This is a genomic window from Aliivibrio fischeri ATCC 7744 = JCM 18803 = DSM 507 (assembly GCF_023983475.1).
Classification (GTDB): domain Bacteria; phylum Pseudomonadota; class Gammaproteobacteria; order Enterobacterales; family Vibrionaceae; genus Aliivibrio; species Aliivibrio fischeri.
The window spans coordinates 1250928-1270170 of the sequence record NZ_CP092713.1; the positions used below are offsets into that span (position 1 = coordinate 1250928).

General features: G+C 38.0%; 15 protein-coding genes. 7 read left to right on the plus strand and 8 right to left on the minus strand.

Translation table 11 applies throughout. From position 1 onward, the window contains the following. Window positions 1-104 precede the first annotated feature (104 nt). Window positions 105-1733 carry a methyl-accepting chemotaxis protein gene (locus tag AVFI_RS19185; protein ID WP_188863700.1) on the plus strand — a complete coding sequence of 543 codons (1629 nt, stop codon included), beginning with the start codon at window positions 105-107 and terminating at the stop codon, window positions 1731-1733. 218 nt (window positions 1734-1951) lie between these two features. Next, window positions 1952-3580, plus strand: a complete 1629-nt coding sequence (locus AVFI_RS19190) for a methyl-accepting chemotaxis protein (RefSeq protein ID WP_188863701.1) — start codon at window positions 1952-1954, stop codon at window positions 3578-3580. 78 nt (window positions 3581-3658) lie between these two features. Here AVFI_RS19190 and copI read toward each other — a convergent pair whose 3' ends face one another. From copI to AVFI_RS19215, 5 genes are all read right to left on the minus strand, one after another. Then, window positions 3659-4180: a copper-resistant cuproprotein CopI gene (gene copI / locus AVFI_RS19195; RefSeq protein WP_188863702.1), complete on the minus strand. Its 522-nt coding sequence runs from the start codon at window positions 4178-4180 to the stop codon at window positions 3659-3661. A gap of 97 nt (window positions 4181-4277) precedes the next feature. Next, complete coding sequence (locus AVFI_RS19200) at window positions 4278-7397, minus strand: efflux RND transporter permease subunit (RefSeq protein WP_188863703.1); 3120 nt, start codon at window positions 7395-7397, stop codon at window positions 4278-4280. Then, the gene (locus tag AVFI_RS19205; protein WP_188863704.1) at window positions 7394-8863 is read right to left on the minus strand and encodes an efflux RND transporter periplasmic adaptor subunit; all 1470 of its coding nucleotides are present in this window, start codon (window positions 8861-8863) and stop codon (window positions 7394-7396) included. The genes AVFI_RS19200 and AVFI_RS19205 overlap by 4 nt, the downstream gene beginning before the upstream one ends. Before the next feature lie 10 nt (window positions 8864-8873). Further along, a complete protein-coding gene (locus AVFI_RS19210) occupies window positions 8874-10208 on the minus strand; it encodes a TolC family protein (RefSeq protein ID WP_188863705.1) in 1335 nt (444 codons plus the stop codon). A gap of 112 nt (window positions 10209-10320) precedes the next feature. After that, window positions 10321-10710, minus strand: coding sequence for a hypothetical protein (locus AVFI_RS19215; protein WP_054775839.1), 390 nt, complete (start codon window positions 10708-10710; stop codon window positions 10321-10323). Between the two features lie 222 nt (window positions 10711-10932). Between AVFI_RS19215 and AVFI_RS19220 the strand changes: the two genes are divergently transcribed. Further along, complete coding sequence (locus AVFI_RS19220; RefSeq protein ID WP_188863706.1) at window positions 10933-11958, plus strand: acyltransferase; 1026 nt, start codon at window positions 10933-10935, stop codon at window positions 11956-11958. A 56-nt stretch (window positions 11959-12014) separates the two neighbouring features. Here the strand turns inward: AVFI_RS19220 and AVFI_RS19225 are convergent, their stop codons facing one another. Next, window positions 12015-12860 (minus strand): alpha/beta hydrolase, encoded by an 846-nt coding sequence (locus AVFI_RS19225; protein WP_188863707.1) that lies wholly within the window; start codon window positions 12858-12860, stop codon window positions 12015-12017. A 210-nt stretch (window positions 12861-13070) separates the two neighbouring features. Between AVFI_RS19225 and AVFI_RS19230 the strand changes: the two genes are divergently transcribed. Both AVFI_RS19230 and nagE read left to right on the plus strand, forming a co-directional pair. Then, window positions 13071-14255: an NnrS family protein gene (locus tag AVFI_RS19230; protein ID WP_188863708.1), complete on the plus strand. Its 1185-nt coding sequence runs from the start codon at window positions 13071-13073 to the stop codon at window positions 14253-14255. A 155-nt stretch (window positions 14256-14410) separates the two neighbouring features. Further along, window positions 14411-15868 carry an N-acetylglucosamine-specific PTS transporter subunit IIBC gene (gene nagE / locus AVFI_RS19235; protein WP_188863709.1) on the plus strand — a complete coding sequence of 486 codons (1458 nt, stop codon included), beginning with the start codon at window positions 14411-14413 and terminating at the stop codon, window positions 15866-15868. 74 nt (window positions 15869-15942) lie between these two features. Here the strand turns inward: nagE and AVFI_RS19240 are convergent, their stop codons facing one another. After that, window positions 15943-16344, minus strand: a complete 402-nt coding sequence (locus tag AVFI_RS19240; RefSeq protein WP_005422562.1) for a hypothetical protein — start codon at window positions 16342-16344, stop codon at window positions 15943-15945. A 240-nt stretch (window positions 16345-16584) separates the two neighbouring features. Here AVFI_RS19240 and AVFI_RS19245 point away from each other — a divergent pair, with 240 nt between their 5' ends. Next, complete coding sequence (locus AVFI_RS19245; RefSeq protein ID WP_005422561.1) at window positions 16585-17262, plus strand: response regulator transcription factor; 678 nt, start codon at window positions 16585-16587, stop codon at window positions 17260-17262. Next, complete coding sequence (locus tag AVFI_RS19250) at window positions 17243-18592, plus strand: HAMP domain-containing sensor histidine kinase (protein WP_054775832.1); 1350 nt, start codon at window positions 17243-17245, stop codon at window positions 18590-18592. The genes AVFI_RS19245 and AVFI_RS19250 overlap by 20 nt, the downstream gene beginning before the upstream one ends. 6 nt (window positions 18593-18598) lie before the next feature. Here the strand turns inward: AVFI_RS19250 and AVFI_RS19255 are convergent, their stop codons facing one another. Continuing rightward, window positions 18599-19216, minus strand: a complete 618-nt coding sequence (locus AVFI_RS19255; protein ID WP_054775831.1) for a DNA-J related domain-containing protein — start codon at window positions 19214-19216, stop codon at window positions 18599-18601. Window positions 19217-19243 lie beyond the last annotated feature (27 nt).

The window sequence follows — 19243 nt, forward strand, 5'->3', positions numbered from 1 at the left end:
TTGTTACATTTTCCATCGACAAAAGTGTGACAAAAGTCTAAAATTCGAGAAAATGCAAAATAAATGTAAATTTACAATCATTTTCTCAAATTTAAGAGGCTTTAATGCGATTTTCATTAAAAAATACGTCTATACGTATTCAAGTTTTACTACCCGTTGTACTCACCGCACTAGCTCTGTTCATTTCTTTAGGTTTCACCGCCTCTACACTTGAGGAAGAACAAGATATTATTGCTAGCAATACTGATTCTTTCGTCTTCTATAAAGACCAACTTGCAAAAGTTGATGATGAAGTCTATCCCCTACGTATCAGTGCTGTTTATGCCATTTATGATACGGATCGTCGTGCAAACTTCACGGCTGAATTACGAAATAAAGTAGATGACATCAATGTATTACTGGATGAACTAGAAGCAAGAAAAACTTTCGCTAAAGAAGTTAACCTCGTTCGCACAAATATCAATAACTACGTTCAGTTTTCTCATAAGGTTATTGAATACCTAAATAAAAAAGAAAGTGGTCAGGCCGTTTCTCAAAGTTACGATGCGCTTATCTCGCAATACCGTAATATTGGTAATAGCATGGTTTCTTCTATCAATGCTCTTTCTCAACGTGTAAATGAGTTTTCTGATATCGCAATGAAAGAAAGCTATGAGAAAAACACTCAAGTGAAAACCACAGCAGGTCTAACTATTTTAGCGGTGTTTATTATTTCGATGATCACAGCATGGTGGCTTTCAGGCTTAATTGTTAATCCAATTCAACAAATTCAATTAATTATCCGCCGCTTAGCTGAAGGTGATTTAACGGTACGAGCTAATGCCGATGGTGATAATGAGATTGCAACATTAAGCAATGACATCAATACCACAGCATCTCAACTGCAAACCACAGTAGAAGCATTATCACGCATCAGTGAAGACGTTGCGGCAGCATCAACAGAACTAGCGGCTGTGATGACTGAAGCGGAAAACAACTCACAGAAAGAGCTAAGTGAAATCGAACAAGTCGCTTCTGCTGTTAATGAGCTATCAAGCACAGCAAATAACGTGAGTGACAATGCATTAGCGGCAGATAAAACAGCACGTGATACAAATGAATTAGCTCATAATGGATTAGATATCTTTACTCAAAGTAACAAAGCAAGTGAAGAAATGGGTTCAGCACTAACAGACGCGGCAGTGGTTGTTAATCGATTAAAAGAACAATCTGAGCAGATCAACAATGTCGTTGAAGTTATTCGTGGCGTATCTGATCAAACGAACCTACTCGCTTTGAATGCGGCAATTGAAGCGGCACGTGCAGGTGAATCTGGTCGTGGTTTTGCGGTTGTTGCTGATGAAGTTCGTATGCTTGCAGCTCGCACGCAAGATTCAACTCAAGAGATTCAAACGATTATTGAATCACTTCAAGAGCAATCTACCCTTGCGAATGCAAGCATGGAATCGAGCTTAGACAAGCTAGAATTAAATAAAGAGCTGACAGCAAAAGCTAGTGATGCCCTACTTCAAATTACCAATTCGATAGCATCGATCAATGATATGAATACGCAAGTGGCAACGGCTGCTGAAGAGCAATCTCAAGTAACTCAAGATATTAACCGCAACGTGGTAAACATGTCTGAATTAGTCAATCAAAATGTTACGGGCATCAGCCAAAGCGCTAGTGCAAGTAATGAGCTATCAAAGCTAGCAGAACAACAAAAAGAACAGTTATCATTCTTTAAGTTGTAATGTAAGCATCCATAATGAATTAAAGCAGCAAGGTTAATCTCTTGCTGCTTTTTTGTATCTATAGAAAGTGAATTTGCATTCAATTAATCTAGATCAATTAAAAATACACATTTAGTTACAAATTCAATCGACAATAATGTGACAAAGGTCTATATTTCGAGAAAATTCTAACAATGAGACATATCTAACGATATTTTTTCGAATTACAGAGGCTGAAAATGCAATTTTCACTTAAAAATACGTCTATTCGCGTCCAAGTTTTACTGCCTGTTTTATTTACAGCGTTAGCCCTATTCTTTTCTCTTTGGTATACGTCAGTAAGCCTTGATAAAGAGCAAGATATTCTAAATAGTAATACGACTTCATTTATTTTCTACAAAGATCAATTAGCAAAAATTGATGATCATATGTACCCAATGCGTATTAGCGCTGTTTATGCTATCTATGATCACGAGCGTAGAATCGATTTCTTAAAGAATTTAAGCCAAAATGAGAAGATCCTAAACGAACTTCTTGTTGAAATCTCTGCTCATAAAACCTTCAGTTCAGACGCTGCAATAGTTAAAAAAGCCGTTCATGACTATTTAGATTTTTCTAAAAAGATCCTTAACTTTCAAGAGCAAAAAGAACAAGGCATTACAACAAACGATAATTATAATTCTCTAATTGCTCAATATAGCAAGTTAGGGAATATTATGGCGGAATCAATTAATACGCTATCCGCAAAAATTAATGATACCTCTACCAATGAAATAAACAAAAGCACAGAAAGAAACACGCAAGTTCAGCATAATGCAATTATCACTGTTCTTATTGTTTTTGTTATTTCATTAGTAACATCTTGGTGGTTATCAGGCTTGATCGTTCACCCTATCCAAAAACTTCAATTGGTTATCCGTAAATTAGCAGAAGGTAACTTAACGGTTCGTACTGATATTGATGGCGAAAACGAAATTGCTCAATTAAGCCAAGACATCAACACCACCGCTATTCAACTTCAAGCGACCATTGAAGAACTTCACAACATCAACCAAAGCGTGGCTTCAGCATCGACTGAACTTGCAGCCGTAATGAATGAAGCTGAGCTTAACTCTCAAAAAGAGCTGTGTGAAATTGAACAAGTGGCTTCTGCGGTAAACGAGCTATCTAGTACCGCTAACAACGTAAGTGATAATGCATTAGCGGCAGATAAAACCGCTCAAAACACCAGTGATTTAGCTAAAGCTGGTTTAGATGTATTTACTCAAAGTACGGATGCAAGCGAAAAAATGGCCGTTGCACTAACGGATGCTGCGGTAGTTGTTAATCGTCTAAAAGAGCAATCTGAACAAATTAATAACGTTATTGAAGTGATCCGTAGCGTCTCAGAGCAAACTAACCTACTTGCTTTAAACGCGGCCATCGAAGCGGCACGTGCTGGTGAATCTGGTCGTGGTTTTGCTGTGGTAGCGGATGAAGTTCGTTTACTTGCTGCACGTACGCAATCTTCAACTCAAGAGATCCAAACCATTATTGAAGCCCTTCAAGAACAATCAGGTTTGGCTAATGAAAGTATGCAAACTAGCCTTGATATGCTGGAGTTAAATAAAGAGCTAACGGCAAAAGCAGGCGATGCATTAATTGGTATTACTGAATCAATCAATGCCATTAACGACATGAACACTCAAGTTGCTACGGCTGCAGAAGAACAATCGCAAGTAACTCAAGACATTAACCGTAACGTCGTTAATATGTCTGAATTAGTGAACCAAAACGTAACAGGCATCAGTCAAAGTGCCATTGCAAGTTCAGAACTGTCTCGATTAGCTGAAGAGCAGAAACAACAACTGTCATTCTTTAAGTTATAGTTGTTATCTTAATGAAAGAAAGCGGTAAGGCCACCCTCCTTACCGCTTTTTCATATCATCTAATTAGTTACGTTGGTATTACAATGTAATTTTCTTTACCATGCCCGCTTCTGCGTGTCCTGGAATATTACAGGCAAACTCCACATTCTTATCACCATGAAAATGCCAAATAATTTGTTTTGCTTTACCCGGTTTTACAGTTACTGCACTGCCACTGTCATGCTGATGACCAGAAGGCATTTTCTTCATCATTTCACGATGTTCTAATTGCTCTTTTTCATTACCAATTGCAAATTCATGATCAATTTTCCCTGTATTCATAATAACAAATTGGACAATATCATTAGGTTGTATATCGACTTCTTTTTTAAATGTAATTTTCATATCATCTGACAAAATCACATGCACAACTTTATCTGGTTTCATACCTGTTGCAGGCATACCTACTGCGTTCATATCTTTCATCGACATGCCGTCCATTTTACTCATGTCCATCCCTTCCATATCCATTGAACCATGATCCATTTTACTGTGGTCCATCTCTGCCATTGCTGAACTTGCAACAAGTGTTAATGCAATTGCTAATACTGTTTTTTTCATTTGATTTTCCTTTCATTTCTTAATTGATATATGGCTTACTACCTATTTCGTAAGCCATTAATAATGGGTTTAAACACCAATAAAAATGGTATAAACCTTATTTACACTGCGATTGTTTCCATAATTTAAATACAGCGGGCAATACAAGTAGCGTTAATAATAAAGCTGATGCCATTCCACCAATCATAGGAGCAGCTATTCGTTGCATCACTTCAGAACCTGTGCCTGAGCCATACATAATTGGGATTAAACCTATAATCACGGTTAGTACCGTCATCATCACAGGACGAACACGTAAACCGGCACCATCTTCAATCGCATGAGTTAAATCTTGTTGAGTTAATACATTGTTTTTCTCTTGTGCTATGAGCTGTTTTTCATGCCATGCCTGATTTAAATAAACCAACATGATCACACCAATTTCTACAGCAACACCAGCTAATGCAATAAACCCAACACCGACTGCTATTGAAAAGTTAAAATTAAGTAAGTGCATTAACCAGAGGCCACCAACCATAGCTAACGGTAATGTCCCCATGATAATTAACACTTCACCAAATCGTCTAAAGCTCAAATATAAAAGCAACATAATGATGCCAATCGTAATTGGGACAACTGTGGTTAGACGTTCTTTAGCACGTTCCATATACTCATATTGCCCTGACCACCCCAACGAATAACCAGCAGGAAGATCCAGTTGGTCATGTACTGCTTGCTGTGCTTCATGAACATATGAACCAAGATCCCTTCCATCAATATCAACAAATACCCAGCCATTTGGGCGTGCATTTTCAGTTTTGATCATAGGTGGCCCATCTTCATAACGGATCTCCGCTACATCACCCAAAGCAATTCGAGCACCACTCGATGTGATAAGAGGCAAGTTTTGTAATTTAACGACTGAGTCTCGATACGATTGCGGGTACCGAACGTTAATTGGATAACGCTCTAGACCCTCAATGGTTTCACCAACATTCATTCCACCAACGGCTGTTGATATAACCTGCTGAATATCCTTAATATTCAATCCATATCGGGCAGCTTGACGACGTTTAATATCAATCGTGACATAGCGACCACCAGCAACACGCTCTGCGTAAACAGAAGTCGTTCCTTTGATATTGTTTAAAATCGGTTCTAACTCAGCACCTATCTTTTCAATGACGTTAAGATCTGGTCCTGCTACTTTTATTCCGATTGGTGTTTTAATCCCTGTCGCCAGCATATCGATACGAGTTTTAATCGGCATTACCCATGCGTTTGTAATTCCGGGAAATTGAATCAGTTGGTCTAGCTCGTTTTTAATTGATTCAGTTGTGACGCCGTCACGCCACTCATCTTTAGGTTTGAACTGAATAACCGTTTCGATCATCGTTAATGGTGCTGGATCAGTCGCCGTCTCTGCTCGACCTATTTTTCCCCATACCGTATCTACTTCAGGTACTGTTTTTATTAGCTTATTGGTTTGCTGCAATAGTTCTCGTGCTTTACCAATGGATATGCCAGGATATGTAGTAGGCATATACATTAAATCTCCTTCATCTAATGGAGGAATAAACTCACTCCCCATCTTAGATATTGGATAATAAGCGGAGCCCATTAGCACCATAGCAACAAGTAACATCGTTTTAGGGAAACGCAAGCTCACATTAAGTAACGGTCGATATAATGAAACCAGTGTTTTATTAATTGGGTTCTTATGCTCAGGTAAGATCTTTCCTCGTACAAAATAGCCCATTAATACGGGTACCAACGTAATAGCTAAGCCAGCAGATGCCGCCATCGCAAAGGTTTTAGTAAAGGCTAATGGAGAAAACATTTTTCCTTCTTGCCCTTCAAGAGCAAAAACAGGCACAAAACTTAAGGTTATGATAAGTAATGAGAAAAATAGCGGTGGACCGACTTCTTCTGCCGCTTTACCAATCACTTGCCAACGGTTTTTATCGGTTAATGGGGTTTTCTCTATATGCTTATGAACGTTTTCGATCATTACGATCGCGCCATCCACCATTGCGCCTATGGCTATCGCAATACCACCTAAGGACATAATATTGGCGTTAATACCTTGCCAATGCATTACGATAAAAGCACTCAAGATCCCAACGGGTAAACTTAATGCGATGACCAATGAAGACCGTATGTGGAATAAGAACAGAGCACAAACAATTGCAACAACAATGAACTCTTCAGCTAATTTCTCCCAAAGGTTCTTCACTGCGTGATCGATTAATGTTGAGCGATCGTAAGTAGCTTTTATTTCAACGCCATCTGGCAACCCTTTTTGAAGTTGAGTTAACTTTTCTTTCACGTTAGCAATAACTTCGCTGGCGTTCTCACCAAATCGCATCACAATCACACCACCAACAGCTTCCCCCTCTCCATTAAACTCAGAGATCCCTCGGCGCATTTGTGGGCCCAAATTAATATCAGCAATATCACCTAATAACAGTGGCGTACCTTTATCTGTTACTTTTAGTGGTAAGGATTGAATATCTTCAATACTGCTTAAGTAACCTGATGTACGTACCATATGTTCAGCTTCTGCAATCTCAACAACAGACGCGCCAGCTTCTTGATTTCCCTCTTTGATGGCTTTATTAACCTGTTGTAAGGTTAAGTTGTAAGCTCTTAACTTATCAGGGTCAATTTCAACCTGATATTGCTTTACCATTCCGCCTACCGTAGCAACTTCCGATACACCATCAACCGTTTGTAATTCATATTTTAAAAACCAATCTTGCAAACTGCGTAGTTCAGCAAGATCATGCTGACCGGTTTTATCTTGTAATACATAGCTATACACCCAACCAACACCAGTAGCATCTGGACCTAATGTGGGTTTTGCTTCTGCTGGTAACTTAGGCGCAACTTGACTTAAATACTCTAAAACACGCGAACGTGCCCAGTACATGTCAGTATCATCGTTAAAAATGATATATACATAAGAATCGCCAAAAAATGAATAACCTCGAACCGTCTCAGCTCCAGGTACGGCTAACATGGCTGTCGTTAAAGGATAAGTAACCTGATCTTCCACCACTTGTGGTGCTTGTCCTGGATAACTTGTTTTGATGATCACTTGAACATCTGAAAGATCCGGCAAAGCATCAACAGGCGTATTCTTTACACTGTAAATTCCTGCAACAACAAGAGCAAAAGTAGCAACTAAAACTAAAAATCGATTTTTAATAGACCAACGTATAATTGCGGGGATCATAATGCTTCCCCTTCTTTTTCAATTTCTAGTAATTTGAATTCATCATTGTCTTTTCGCACTAAAAACTGAACGGCTTCACCTTCATGAAAAGCAGAAAGGTCAATGTTATTTTCAACCGAAAAATTCATTTCCCCCGCTTTCCAATCCCATTGTGAAACGGCTTTATGTTCAAAAGTCACCATCCCAAAATCAGCCATTAACATAGTGATATCACCCGATATCCAAATACTGTTTTCAGGGCCATTGATACGGCTTAATTCTGCGGTTTTGCTTGACTCAGAATCCAATAAGAATTGAGCAGATTTAACTACTTTATCGTTTTCTTTCAACCCCTTAACAACTTCTGTCTTATTCCCTGCTTCTCGTCCTACAACAATTCGAGCAGAACGATATTTACCATTTCCCTCATCTAATACTACGCGAGTCATACCGCCAGAACGAATAACAGACTGACGCGGAATAGTTAATACTTCCTCTTTGGTTTTAGGCTGTATGGTTATATTGGCAAACATATTTGGTTTTAAGGCACCATCTTGATTATCAAACTTCAAGCGCATACGCATAGTACGTGTTTTTGGATCTAGAATGGGATAAACATAATCCACTTCACCTTCCCATGTTTTTCCAGGAACCGCATCCAGTGTCATTACTGCTTTATTACCCGAAGATAACCAATGAGCTTGACGTTCAAATACTTCGGCATCAACCCATACGTCCTCTAATGGACCAGCGGTTATCACGATTTGTGAAGGTGATAAATACCCTCCTTCACGAATATTAAGGCTCGCAATTACACCATTTGAAGTTGCTTTTATCTCTATGTTTTTATTAGCTTTACCTGTTCTAACAATAGAGTTAATTTGGGGTTTATCAACACCTAATGAATACAAACGTTCTCGCGCACCTTTTACCAAACCTTTACGCCCTGTTCGATAGGCATTCAATAACTCCTCTTGAGCTTTGACTAACTCTGGAGAATAAATTGTAAATAGCACATCGCCTTTATTTACTCTCTCGCCTATCGCGTTTATGTTGAGTGTTTCAACCCAACCAGCAACTCGTACGTTCACTTGCCATAATTTACTTTCATCGAAAGCAATGTAACCTACGGTATCGATATTTGGTGAGAGAATCGTTTTTTCTACAAATGCACTTTTCACTCCAAGATTGTTAACCACACTTGGGTCAATCGTCACTGTCCCTACAGGTGCTTTCTCACCTTTAGCATCATCAGCATATACAGGAACCAAATCCATACCCATTGGTGATTTACCTGGTTGATCACGACGGTAGTTTGCATCCATCGGAGCTACCCAATACAAAGGTTCGTTATTCGAATTGACTGAGGCACTATCGGAATTCATCGACACCATGTTCATTGAATGTGCTGAATATAAGTTCATACTTCCAGCACCAATAGCACCGCCAATAACCACTGATAGTACGGCAATTTTTAATGACTTCATGTTTTATTCCTTAATACTTAGACGGCGACAATTGCGGGGCAGATACGTGATAATTAAAACCGTTTAGATAAAAAGCTAAATTACTGTTTGTTTTATCTAAATCACTCATTAACCGTTGTTTTTCTAACTCTAAGCTCAGCTCATCATTAGAGGCTAAAATGACATCATTAAATTGTGCGGTATTATTTTCATAGCCACGCTCAACCGCTTTTGTTCTCTCCTTTGATTGAGGCAGTAACGTTTCGTCATAGCGAGTAAGACGCTGCTCTAGATTGCTTTTATCCACTAATAATGCATTCACTTTCGCATTCATTTGACGCAATAACACATCACGCTGTGATTTCGCTGATCCCACTTGATATTGAGCAGCTGCATAATTTTGGTCTTGTCGTTTATCTGTAAATAAGGGAATGTCCATAGTGACATAAGCGCTAACTAAATCTGATGCAGGTTGACCTCCCATACCATTAGCTTGACGATAGGCATACATCACTTCTACACCAAATTGGGGCGAATAAGATTCATCAGCAATATCAACTTTTGTTTTTGTCGCAACAATGGCCAATTCACTCATTTTTATTGTTGGGTTGTTTTTTAATAACTCATAAAAATCAGTAGAACTATGAGCATTTCTCTCCAAAATTTGATCTAAATAATCCCAGTTAAGTGGCCTGATTTTATCTAATTGCTGCTGAGGTAAATTCGGTAACCACTCTGATAGCTGTGCATAAATTCGCTCTTGTGATTGCTTATTGGTCTGCACTTTTTCATCTAAACGAGTGAGTTGTAATTGCGCTTGCAATAAGTCTTGGCTTTCACTTTTACCAATAGAGTAATTAGTATTGATATACGATTCCATTTCAGTCAGTAAACGACGATTTTCATGTAAGATCGCTTCTGCTTTTTGTAAAAATCCAAGTTCAATCCACAACTGACTAATTGCATTGGCAACCTCTAATTCACGAACTTGAACTTGCATCGCTAATACATCTGCTTGTTGCCCCATTTGCTTTTGTTGTAAGTCCAAACTTGAGCCACGACCAAATTTCTGCATTAATCCAACAGATATATTCGTCATTGGATCTTCATCGAACTTGAAGCTATCAACAGGTAAACCGCCAAATCCTACTTTTAATGTTGGATCAGCCAATGTTGAGCTCGCAATACCTGTCGCTCGCATCGCTTGAGATTGTTCATATATTTGCTCTCTGCTCGCATCAGAGGATAACGCTTGCTCAATTAGTTGTGTTAACTGGTTTTCCGCCATCACTTGATGAGATAACACCACTGAAATAGCAGAAACCAACCACGCTTTTTTAAAACGTATAAGTCGTAATTTTTTCATGAGTTTATTCCAATAATGACGCGATCTAATAAGCAGATCACCGCCATAATTAAACCGATAAATAGAGATAAAAAACTATTTAGCTAATTGATTTAATAAGTTTTTACTGGAATTAAAGAATTGGAGGTCGAAATAAAGAAGAAGAAATAAATGAACGAGGTTGCTCATTGTATTGAGGATAGTGAACTGCTGATGATGTTGAGTTTATATAAGCATATAAATTTGAAGGTAAAGCGAAAACGGAAGCAATACAAACCGTTTTACAACAAGTTTCCCCTTTATCTGAACAATGATGATCAGAATTCATTGTCATCGTGTTCATATTACACTCTGTAGTGTCACTTTGTGTTGAATGACAATCTGACGCCATCATCTCTTGATGTTGTGTCATATTCATCTTCATCACTTCCATTTTCATCGGGTAGCTGTAAGCAACACTTGATAGCACTAATGCCATCAGCGTAACGCTTGTCACTAACCATTTAGAAAAAGAAGTAATCACAAATAACACTCTACATTAAAGAATTGAACCCATACTAAAGCCTCCACTTAGGGGAAGGTCAATGCGTTTATCAAATAATTTCATTTTTAAAAGTAAACCTTATATGTGAAAGCAATCTCAATTTCGTAAACATCTTCTGCTCAACCTCTACAAAATTAATCTATCTCATATTTTATTAAAAAACAGATTGGTAGATTGTCGAAAAATTTAATGGTATTCATAATGGAAAATACAAATAAAATCGCTAGCTTAGAGTTAGGACGCCTTCTTGCTATGTTCGCGATCATCGCTTTACACTCACAAGTTTTCATGACTTATCTGCTAATGGATGATTTCCCAGTTTTCGGCAATATATTTAACCAGCTAACCCGTTTTGCGGTTCCTTTCTTTTTCATTTTATCTGGTTATTTTATTCAACCTAAATTAACGCATACTCCTTTAAAAACGATCCAATCTTACTGTGCTCCTTTATTTAAAATATGGATAGTATGGAGCGTGTTAAGTTTAGCTTTGCCTTTTCATTGGAGAAAAGTCGCTGAAAATGGGTATCTAGCAGAGCGCACGGGGTACTGGAATTGGTTAACACAGAACCCATTAAACGCTTTATTTGAAGGTGGCATGGTGCATTTATGGTTTATCCCTGCACTCATTATCGCCGTTTCAATTATTGGATTATTAATTCACTTTAAAAAAACGACATGGCTTGTTCCTGTCGCTGTGATCTTATATGTATACGGCCTCGCAGGCGGTAGCTATCAAACACTCACTGAAGTTTGGACTCCATTTTTTACTCGAAATGGCCCTTTCTTTAGTACCTTAATGGTGGTCATCGGATTTGAATTACGAAGAAGAGAGATTACGCTTTCATCAACTAACGCTTTGATTTTATTACTGGTTGGTTTTGCTATTCATTTTAGTGAGGCGTATTCGTTAACTCAGTTTGATGTGCCTTTTAACTTGCATGACTTTTTAATTGGCACTCCATTAATGGGAATTGGCGTGTTTTTTCTTTTGTTATCTAAACCACGACTTGGCCATCACCCTATCACTTTCACGTTAAGTAAACATGTTCTTGGCATTTACGTCTGCCATTTGCTATTTGTGGTTGTGTTCTTAAATATTACCGCAATGATGGGAATAACATTGGCAATGCGAGATTTTGTTATTGTATTTGGTACAGCAACCGTATCTACATTATTTGTTTTAATCATGGATAAAACACCGTTTAAACGAATTTTATTCAGATAATAAAAAAGCCGATGCATAACTTTAATTCTATGCATCGGCTTCACATCTCTTTATTATCACCTTAACGCATCAAAGGCTTTTTTAGCCTCATCACTTGCCATTACACGCCCATGACCCAAACCTGTTGTTGGATATAAAGTGACTTGTTCAATTTGATCCGATGCCGCTTTTGAAAGCTCAAAGCTGGTAAAGCGATCTTCTTTATCATGTACGATAATTGTTTGAGTTTCTCTTTGTTGTAATCGTTGATACGGATTAAAACTATCGATGGTTCTCTGATATTGAGCCTCAATATCTCCAACAATGGCTGTAAACAATTTCATTGAGTAACCTGAACGCTCAATGCTATTAAACAAATTCTCTGTATAGTTCAAAACGGGGGCAATCAAAAGCAAAGGCGTTTTGTCTAATTTATGATGGTGACACTCTAGCACTGCTGCCGTTCCCATACTATGAGCCACCACACCAACAACCTCATCACAAAAATCCAAAACAGTATTTAAACCTTCAATGAATGCAGGTAAGTGAGCATGCTTTCCCTCACTCTCACCATGTGCTGGATGATCAAAAGCAACGGCGGTAAAACCTTGAGAAGCGATGTGTTCCATTAATGGATAGAATTGACTCGAATTTCCCGACCAACCGTGGGCCAATACCCAAGTAGGACCAGAACCAAATTGATAAAGACTAAGCTCACCTTCGGATGAACTCAACTTACTCTTTATTAACCCTTTAGGCTCTGAGTTTTTTGGTTTGGTTCTTACTGGGGTTAATAGTAATTTACGACCCATTTTCTTCGCGTGACTTGGGATCAATAAATGATGCAAACGCGTTACTGCATTTAAAGTACTACGCTTGAAGCTAAACTTGTTCTCTGTATCAAAATAAATCTTTTGGCTCATACATTAATCCATTTACCGTTTTTATGAATTCATCTTAACTTATGACTCATTAATGTCGAGTTATTGTTCTAATTTATTAACAATAAAACAACAATCATAAAAGCACTCAATAGACGCATCTACCCCAACCTTAAACATGTATAAAAAATACATGTTATTATTTTACCTTTGCGTTATACTTGTTTTGTCACTAAAAATTGAGAACAAATTATGATAAATATTACTGATAAAGCCATTGAAGAAAAGATCCCACCGATCCTACGCTTAGGCTTTCGTCCTTTCTTCTTACTAGGTAGCATTTATGCCATTATCACCGTCGTCATTTGGGTTTGGGCTTTCCAAACGGGTCAACCGGCTTACCTACAAGTTCCTGCACTGTGGTGGCATGTTCACGAAATGTTGTTTGGGTTTTCTATGGCTATTGTTGCCGGCTTTGTTTTAAGTGCGGTTCAAAACTGGACTGGGGTTAAAGGTACATCCAATAAACGTCTCGGGTTCATTGTCTTATTATGGTTATTGCCAAGAGTTCTATTTTGGACTCCGGCTCCACTATGGCTAACATCAAGCATAGAGGCCCTATTTATACTTGCTATTGCCTATGAAGTAGGTTTCCGTGTAATCAAAACAAAAGGTGTGAGAAACTTCTTTTTCATTCCATTATTTGTAGTCGCTATCGCAGCCAACTTTGCTAGTTATGCAACGATCAAAGGAATGCCTCCTTTTACTTCTGCTGCAGTTTGGGAGTCTATGCTTTGGTGGTTCACTCTATTACTTTCCGTAATGGGCGCTCGAGTTATTCCTTTTTTTACCGCTCGTCGTTTTCAGTTTGAAAAGGCACAACCAATTCTTTGGTTAGATGCGTTATGTAATATCCCATTAGCTATGCTCTTTATTTTGAGCTTTTTCCCTCTAACCTCAGAACAAGTAAGTCCATATCTGATGATTATTGCAGGTGTTGCCCAATTAATCAGAATGATTCGTTGGAAAGGATATAAAACACTAAGTGAGCCGCTTGTTTGGTCTCTTCATGCTGGCTATTTATGTATCCCACTGAGTTTATTGTTACGTGGATTAAGCACTGATTACTTTACATCTCATACCGGAATTCATTTATTTGCAATTGGTGCCTTAGGCGGTGTTATTCTCGCAATGATTGCTCGAGTTACTATGGGTCATACTGGGCGTGAAATCTATAAAGGTCCGTCAATGTGGGTTGCTTATAGTTCTATCATTTTAGCGGCATTTATTCGCTCATTTGGAGTGATTGCATTTCCAGAATATGTGCTTGATATGATCAACATTACTGCCGTTCTTTGGACAATTGCATTTGGGTTATTCATTTGGCATTTTGCACCTATGCTATGCTCAAAACGCGTGGATGGTCACCCAGGTTAATTTCCCCCTCGAATTAATTAGATCTCACTCACATTTTAATTCTTAAAGTGCCAACATTAACTAAAGTTAATGTTGGCACAATCTTTTGTTAATCCACCCTTTTGTATTCTTCTCTTAGTTTAAAAAATAACAGATTAATTTTTGAGGAATACGATATGAGTGTATTAGGTTACATGCAAAAAGTCGGTAAAGCGTTGATGGTTCCCGTCGCTACGCTTCCTGCTGCTGCAATATTAATGGGTGTTGGTTACTGGATGGATCCAACTGGTTGGGGTGCAAACAGTGTTTTTGCTGCTTTCTTAATCAAATCAGGTGGTGCCATTATTGATGTAATGCCAATGCTTTTTGCTATTGGTGTGGCATTTGGTTTAAGTAAAGATAAAAACGGTTCTGCAGCATTGGCTGGTTTCATTTGTTTCACCGTAGTAACGACTCTTCTTTCTCCTGCTGTAGTAGCTCAACTTGAAAACATTCCATTAGATCAAGTTCCTGCGGCATTTGGCAAAATCAATAACCAATTTGTTGGTATTATCGTTGGTATTATTTCAGCTGAAATTTACAACAAATACTCGACAGTTGAACTACCTAAAGCATTAGCTTTCTTCAGTGGTAAACGTCTGGTTCCGATCCTTACTTCAATTGCAGGTATGGCTTTATCATTCGTTCTTCTGTACGTATGGCCTGCTATTTTTGATGCATTGATCGCTTTTGGTACACAACTTCAATCTATGGGAGCTGTTGGCGCTGGCCTATTTGGTTTCTTTAACCGCCTAATGCTAACTGTTGGTATGCACCATGCGCTTTACCCTGTATTCTGGTTTGATGTTGTTGGTATTAACGATATTCCAAACTTCTTAGGTGGCGCACAATCTATTGCTAATGGTACTGGTATTCCAGGTCAAACAGGTATGTACCAAGCTGGTTTCTTCCCTATCATGATGTTTGGTCTTCCAGGCGCTGCACTTGCTATTTACCACTGTGCTGAAAAACGTAACAAAGCTGCGGTATTCTCTATCATGCTTGCAGCTGCAATGGCTTCATTCTTTACAGGTATCACTGAACCTCTAGAGTTTAGCTTCATGTTCCTTGCACCTTGGTTATACTTAATTCATGCTATTTTAACAGGTATCTCTCTATTCATTGCAGCAAGCATGGAATGGATGGCAGGTTTTGGTTTCTCTGCAGGTTTAGTTGACTTTGTTCTATCAAGCCAAAACCCACTAGCAGTGAAATGGTACATGTTGATCCCACAAGGTCTTGTATTCTTTGTTCTTTACTACACTATCTTTAGATTTGCGATTAAGAAGTTCAACTTCCTAACTCCAGGTCGTGGCGAAGACATGAACAAAGATGAGCAAACAGAGAACATCACTGAAGTAACAAATGCGTATATCGAAGCGATTGGTGGTGCAGATAACATCGTTGAAGTAGATAACTGTATTACTCGCTTACGCCTAACAGTTAAAGACTCAGGTCTTGCTGACAGTGCAAAATTAAAAGCTCTTGGCGCAGCTGGTGTTGTACCAATGGGTAAAGGTGGTTTACAAGTCATTATTGGCTTAGGAAAAGTAGACAAAGTTGCAGCAGAAATGAAGGCAATTTTGAACGCTTAACTTCATAATATTCGTACCAGATATTATGTTGTAAACTCAGAGCCTTAATGTTCCCCCGTTAAGGCTCTTTATCTTTACAATGCAACCTGATGTTTCCGCCAATCAAAGCCCTCTTCAATAGCCAATAACATAGCTTGATACGCTTCAGCTTCATTTATTCCATTGCCATAAATCCCACAGCATTGGCATTCATACCTAAATAATTCTCTCGTAAAATGGTAGATATTTAATTCTGTCTCATTACAGTGTGGACATTCTTCAATTCTTGATAAAAACTCGAGCTTTAATTCTCTTTGCTCACGTTCTTCTTGCTCGATTAACGCTTTGCTCGCTTCTTCTAGTGTTATTATTTCTGATGTCGCTTCATCACTAGATTCTTGTTGTTCACGAAAATACTGCGCTAATTCAAAATTGAATTGTTTCCCTACGCCATTTTTCGGATTCTCTTCAGGAAAATCGTCAAAATAATTACTCATATTATTTCTCCACCACGATATAAGATTATTTTTAACTTACTCAATAGCCGTAGGTTTTATAAACAATCGATTAATATCGCACTAGAGCTAAATGTTCATTTTTGCTTAAATTTACGCAAAAATTGAAAATCGTATTATTGCTAGTCCTTAGAATTGAGAGTCATTACTTAGTTTTTTCTATAATTGTGAATCAACACTTTTTTCTTGTTATAATAAAATCTCTAAATAAGAGAGTAAGTTATGAAAATATTGGTTATTGAAGACGACCAAACAACTCGAGATTTTGTGACTAAAGCGCTAGAACAAGAAGGCTTCATTGTTGATAGTTCTGATGATGGCAAAGAAGGTTTAATGATGGCGATAAGTTGTGATTATCAATTAATCATTCTTGACCGCATGCTACCTAATCTTGATGGGTTAAAAATCCTATCAGCAATTCGTGCTACAGGAAATAATACCCCTGTGCTTATTCTTAGTGCATTAGATAGCGTCGATCAAAGGGTTGAAGGACTTACTGCAGGTAGTGACGATTACCTAACCAAACCTTTTGCTTTAGCTGAGCTATTAGCTCGTATCAATATCATATTACGTCGAAATAGACCGATTGAAAGTGCTTCTAACGAACTGAAAATCAAGAATTTAAACATCAATTTACGTTCGCAAAAAGTCACGATCAATGACAACATTGTTCCATTACAAAATAAAGAGTTTATTTTATTACGTTATCTTGCGGAAAATGCTGATGAAGTGGTTTCTCGAATGCGATTATTTGAAGCTGCATGGGATTATCACTTTGACCCAAAAACCAATGTTATTGATGTTCATATTGCTAAGTTACGCAAAAAATTAGATAACTCTGGAGCAGTGGATCTCATCGAAACCGTACGTGGAGCTGGTTATGTTCTTAGAACAACGTGATGAGCTTTATCGTTCCTCCATTTTAAAATTATTAATATGGTTTGCTATCGGGCTATTTTTAGTTATGGGGTTGATTATTTACCAACTCTATTCAACTTCTGTTCAACTGTATAACCACAACCTTGATGAATGGCTTAGAGCTGAAACGGCGCAACTACAAGCGATTGTCGATACTGAGGGTGTTGATGCCATTCAACAAAATATTAATAATACTCAAGGTGATAGCCGATACATTTATCAATTCGTTCATCATGCATCACCTACACCAACGAATACTGCAGCAACGGCTTATCCTGTTATTGCACAAATAAAACAGTCTTCTACAAATACTGACCTTCCTGATATGCGGGCAACCAAAATAAACCTACCTGATGGTTCGGAACTTGTCGTTGGTATTGACCAAAATCGCTATCAGAGCTTTAAAAAGCAATTAGATTCATCGGTAATTTGGGGAACGTTCTTTCCTTTTATTGCTCTGTGTTTAATCGCAATTCTCATTGCTGTCTACATTCTAAAACGCCTTAACCTCGTTAATGCAACAATGAATCGAGTGATGCTTGGTGAGCGTAATGTACGGTTAAAAGTCGGTCCTGATATGAACGAATTCGATTTATTGGCTCTTCATTTAAATTCAATGCTTGAACAAATGGAGCAAAGTGAGTCTAAGTTAAAATCATTAACTGTCGATATTGCTCATGATCTCAGAACCCCTATGGGGCGAATTAAATTAAGAATAGAAGATCTGCTCTATGACGAGTCTCTTTCTCAACAACACACTGAACAATTAGATAATATACAGTCTGACTTTTCTTTATTACTTGAAACCTTCAATGGCATGATGGAGCTATATCATCTTGAAAATGGAGGGACTCCTATCAATAAAGAGATGTGCGATTTAAGTAAAATTGTACGTGATGCCATTGAATTTGCAGAGCCTACGGTTGCGGATAAAAAACAAACTCTTCATTTCACAGAAGAAATGCCTTGTTTACTTTACGCTAACCCTAGCCTTATTTTCCGTGCCGTATTCAACATTATTGATAACGCCATTAAGTACACTCATGAAGGTGGCGTTATCGAAGTTATTGTCGATTGTTTTGGTGTGGTGGTTGCTGATAATGGTAGGGGCATAAAACCGGAAGATAGAGAGCGCGCCTTAGGTCAATTAGTTAGATTAGACCCGAGTCGCACTCAGCATGGGTTTGGTTTAGGACTCGCATTAGTTAATACGGTCATGAAACTACACGATGGGCAGATCAGTTTAAGTGATAATTATCCAGGATTAAGAGCTCGATTGCTGTTCCAAGAAAAATTAGATCCTGAGTTATAACAACCTCTATCTCAATATATTCCACGCTTCACACATTATTCTAAAGGTATTAGCATCACCAGTTTCTCTGTCTGGGTGGTGCTTCATTCCTAGTTTTCGCCACTGCCTACGGATTTCCTTTGACGTTGCACTTTCTGATAAGCCAAATAACTTTAATGCTTGGTGGCGATCCATCGTTTTAATACTATTCCCACCAAGGTAACGTCGATAACTACTCCAAAACTCATTTAATAATCGTTTTACTTCATCTTCATTCGCTTGGTAATTTGACCAATCTAAATAGTATTCACGCAAAGGGTGTGTTTTATCTATAACGCATTCCGCTTCTGTTGTTTTTGACACTGGAAACAACAAAATATTCATGGATTCTACTTGTAACCATTGCTCTGGATACAGCTCACTTTGCAATTGATAAAGTGCATTCATGATCAAAAAATTGCGTTTAAATAAGTCTTTCTCAGGATTTTCATCTAAATGATTAAGTAATCCCTTTCCCATCAGATGAGTTGATAACGTATGCACTTTCCATACTTGTTTTGACTCTTGCAACACCTCAAATAATGACCACACTAATGGGTTTTCAAATTCACCATTAGCGTTATCTATGTTTGTGTTTTCTGTCAATTTTTCATCCTTTTTATTATTTAAAGT

Bases quoted from the DNA above. Each gene is read 5' to 3' on its own strand.
- AVFI_RS19200 (WP_188863703.1), bottom strand. From the start codon at position 7,397: ATGATCCCCGCAATTATACGTTGGTCTATTAAAAATCGATTTTTAGTT.
- AVFI_RS19245 (WP_005422561.1), top strand. From the start codon at position 16,585: ATGAAAATATTGGTTATTGAAGACGACCAAACAACTCGAGATTTTGTG.
- AVFI_RS19205 (WP_188863704.1), bottom strand. From the start codon at position 8,863: ATGAAGTCATTAAAAATTGCCGTACTATCAGTGGTTATTGGCGGTGCT.
- AVFI_RS19185 (WP_188863700.1), top strand. From the start codon at position 105: ATGCGATTTTCATTAAAAAATACGTCTATACGTATTCAAGTTTTACTA.
- AVFI_RS19220 (WP_188863706.1), top strand. From the start codon at position 10,933: ATGGAAAATACAAATAAAATCGCTAGCTTAGAGTTAGGACGCCTTCTT.
- nagE (WP_188863709.1), top strand. From the start codon at position 14,411: ATGAGTGTATTAGGTTACATGCAAAAAGTCGGTAAAGCGTTGATGGTT.
- AVFI_RS19250 (WP_054775832.1), top strand. From the start codon at position 17,243: ATGTTCTTAGAACAACGTGATGAGCTTTATCGTTCCTCCATTTTAAAA.
- AVFI_RS19225 (WP_188863707.1), bottom strand. From the start codon at position 12,860: ATGAGCCAAAAGATTTATTTTGATACAGAGAACAAGTTTAGCTTCAAG.
- copI (WP_188863702.1), bottom strand. From the start codon at position 4,180: ATGAAAAAAACAGTATTAGCAATTGCATTAACACTTGTTGCAAGTTCA.
- AVFI_RS19190 (WP_188863701.1), top strand. From the start codon at position 1,952: ATGCAATTTTCACTTAAAAATACGTCTATTCGCGTCCAAGTTTTACTG.
- AVFI_RS19240 (WP_005422562.1), bottom strand. From the start codon at position 16,344: ATGAGTAATTATTTTGACGATTTTCCTGAAGAGAATCCGAAAAATGGC.
- AVFI_RS19230 (WP_188863708.1), top strand. From the start codon at position 13,071: ATGATAAATATTACTGATAAAGCCATTGAAGAAAAGATCCCACCGATC.
- AVFI_RS19210 (WP_188863705.1), bottom strand. From the start codon at position 10,208: ATGAAAAAATTACGACTTATACGTTTTAAAAAAGCGTGGTTGGTTTCT.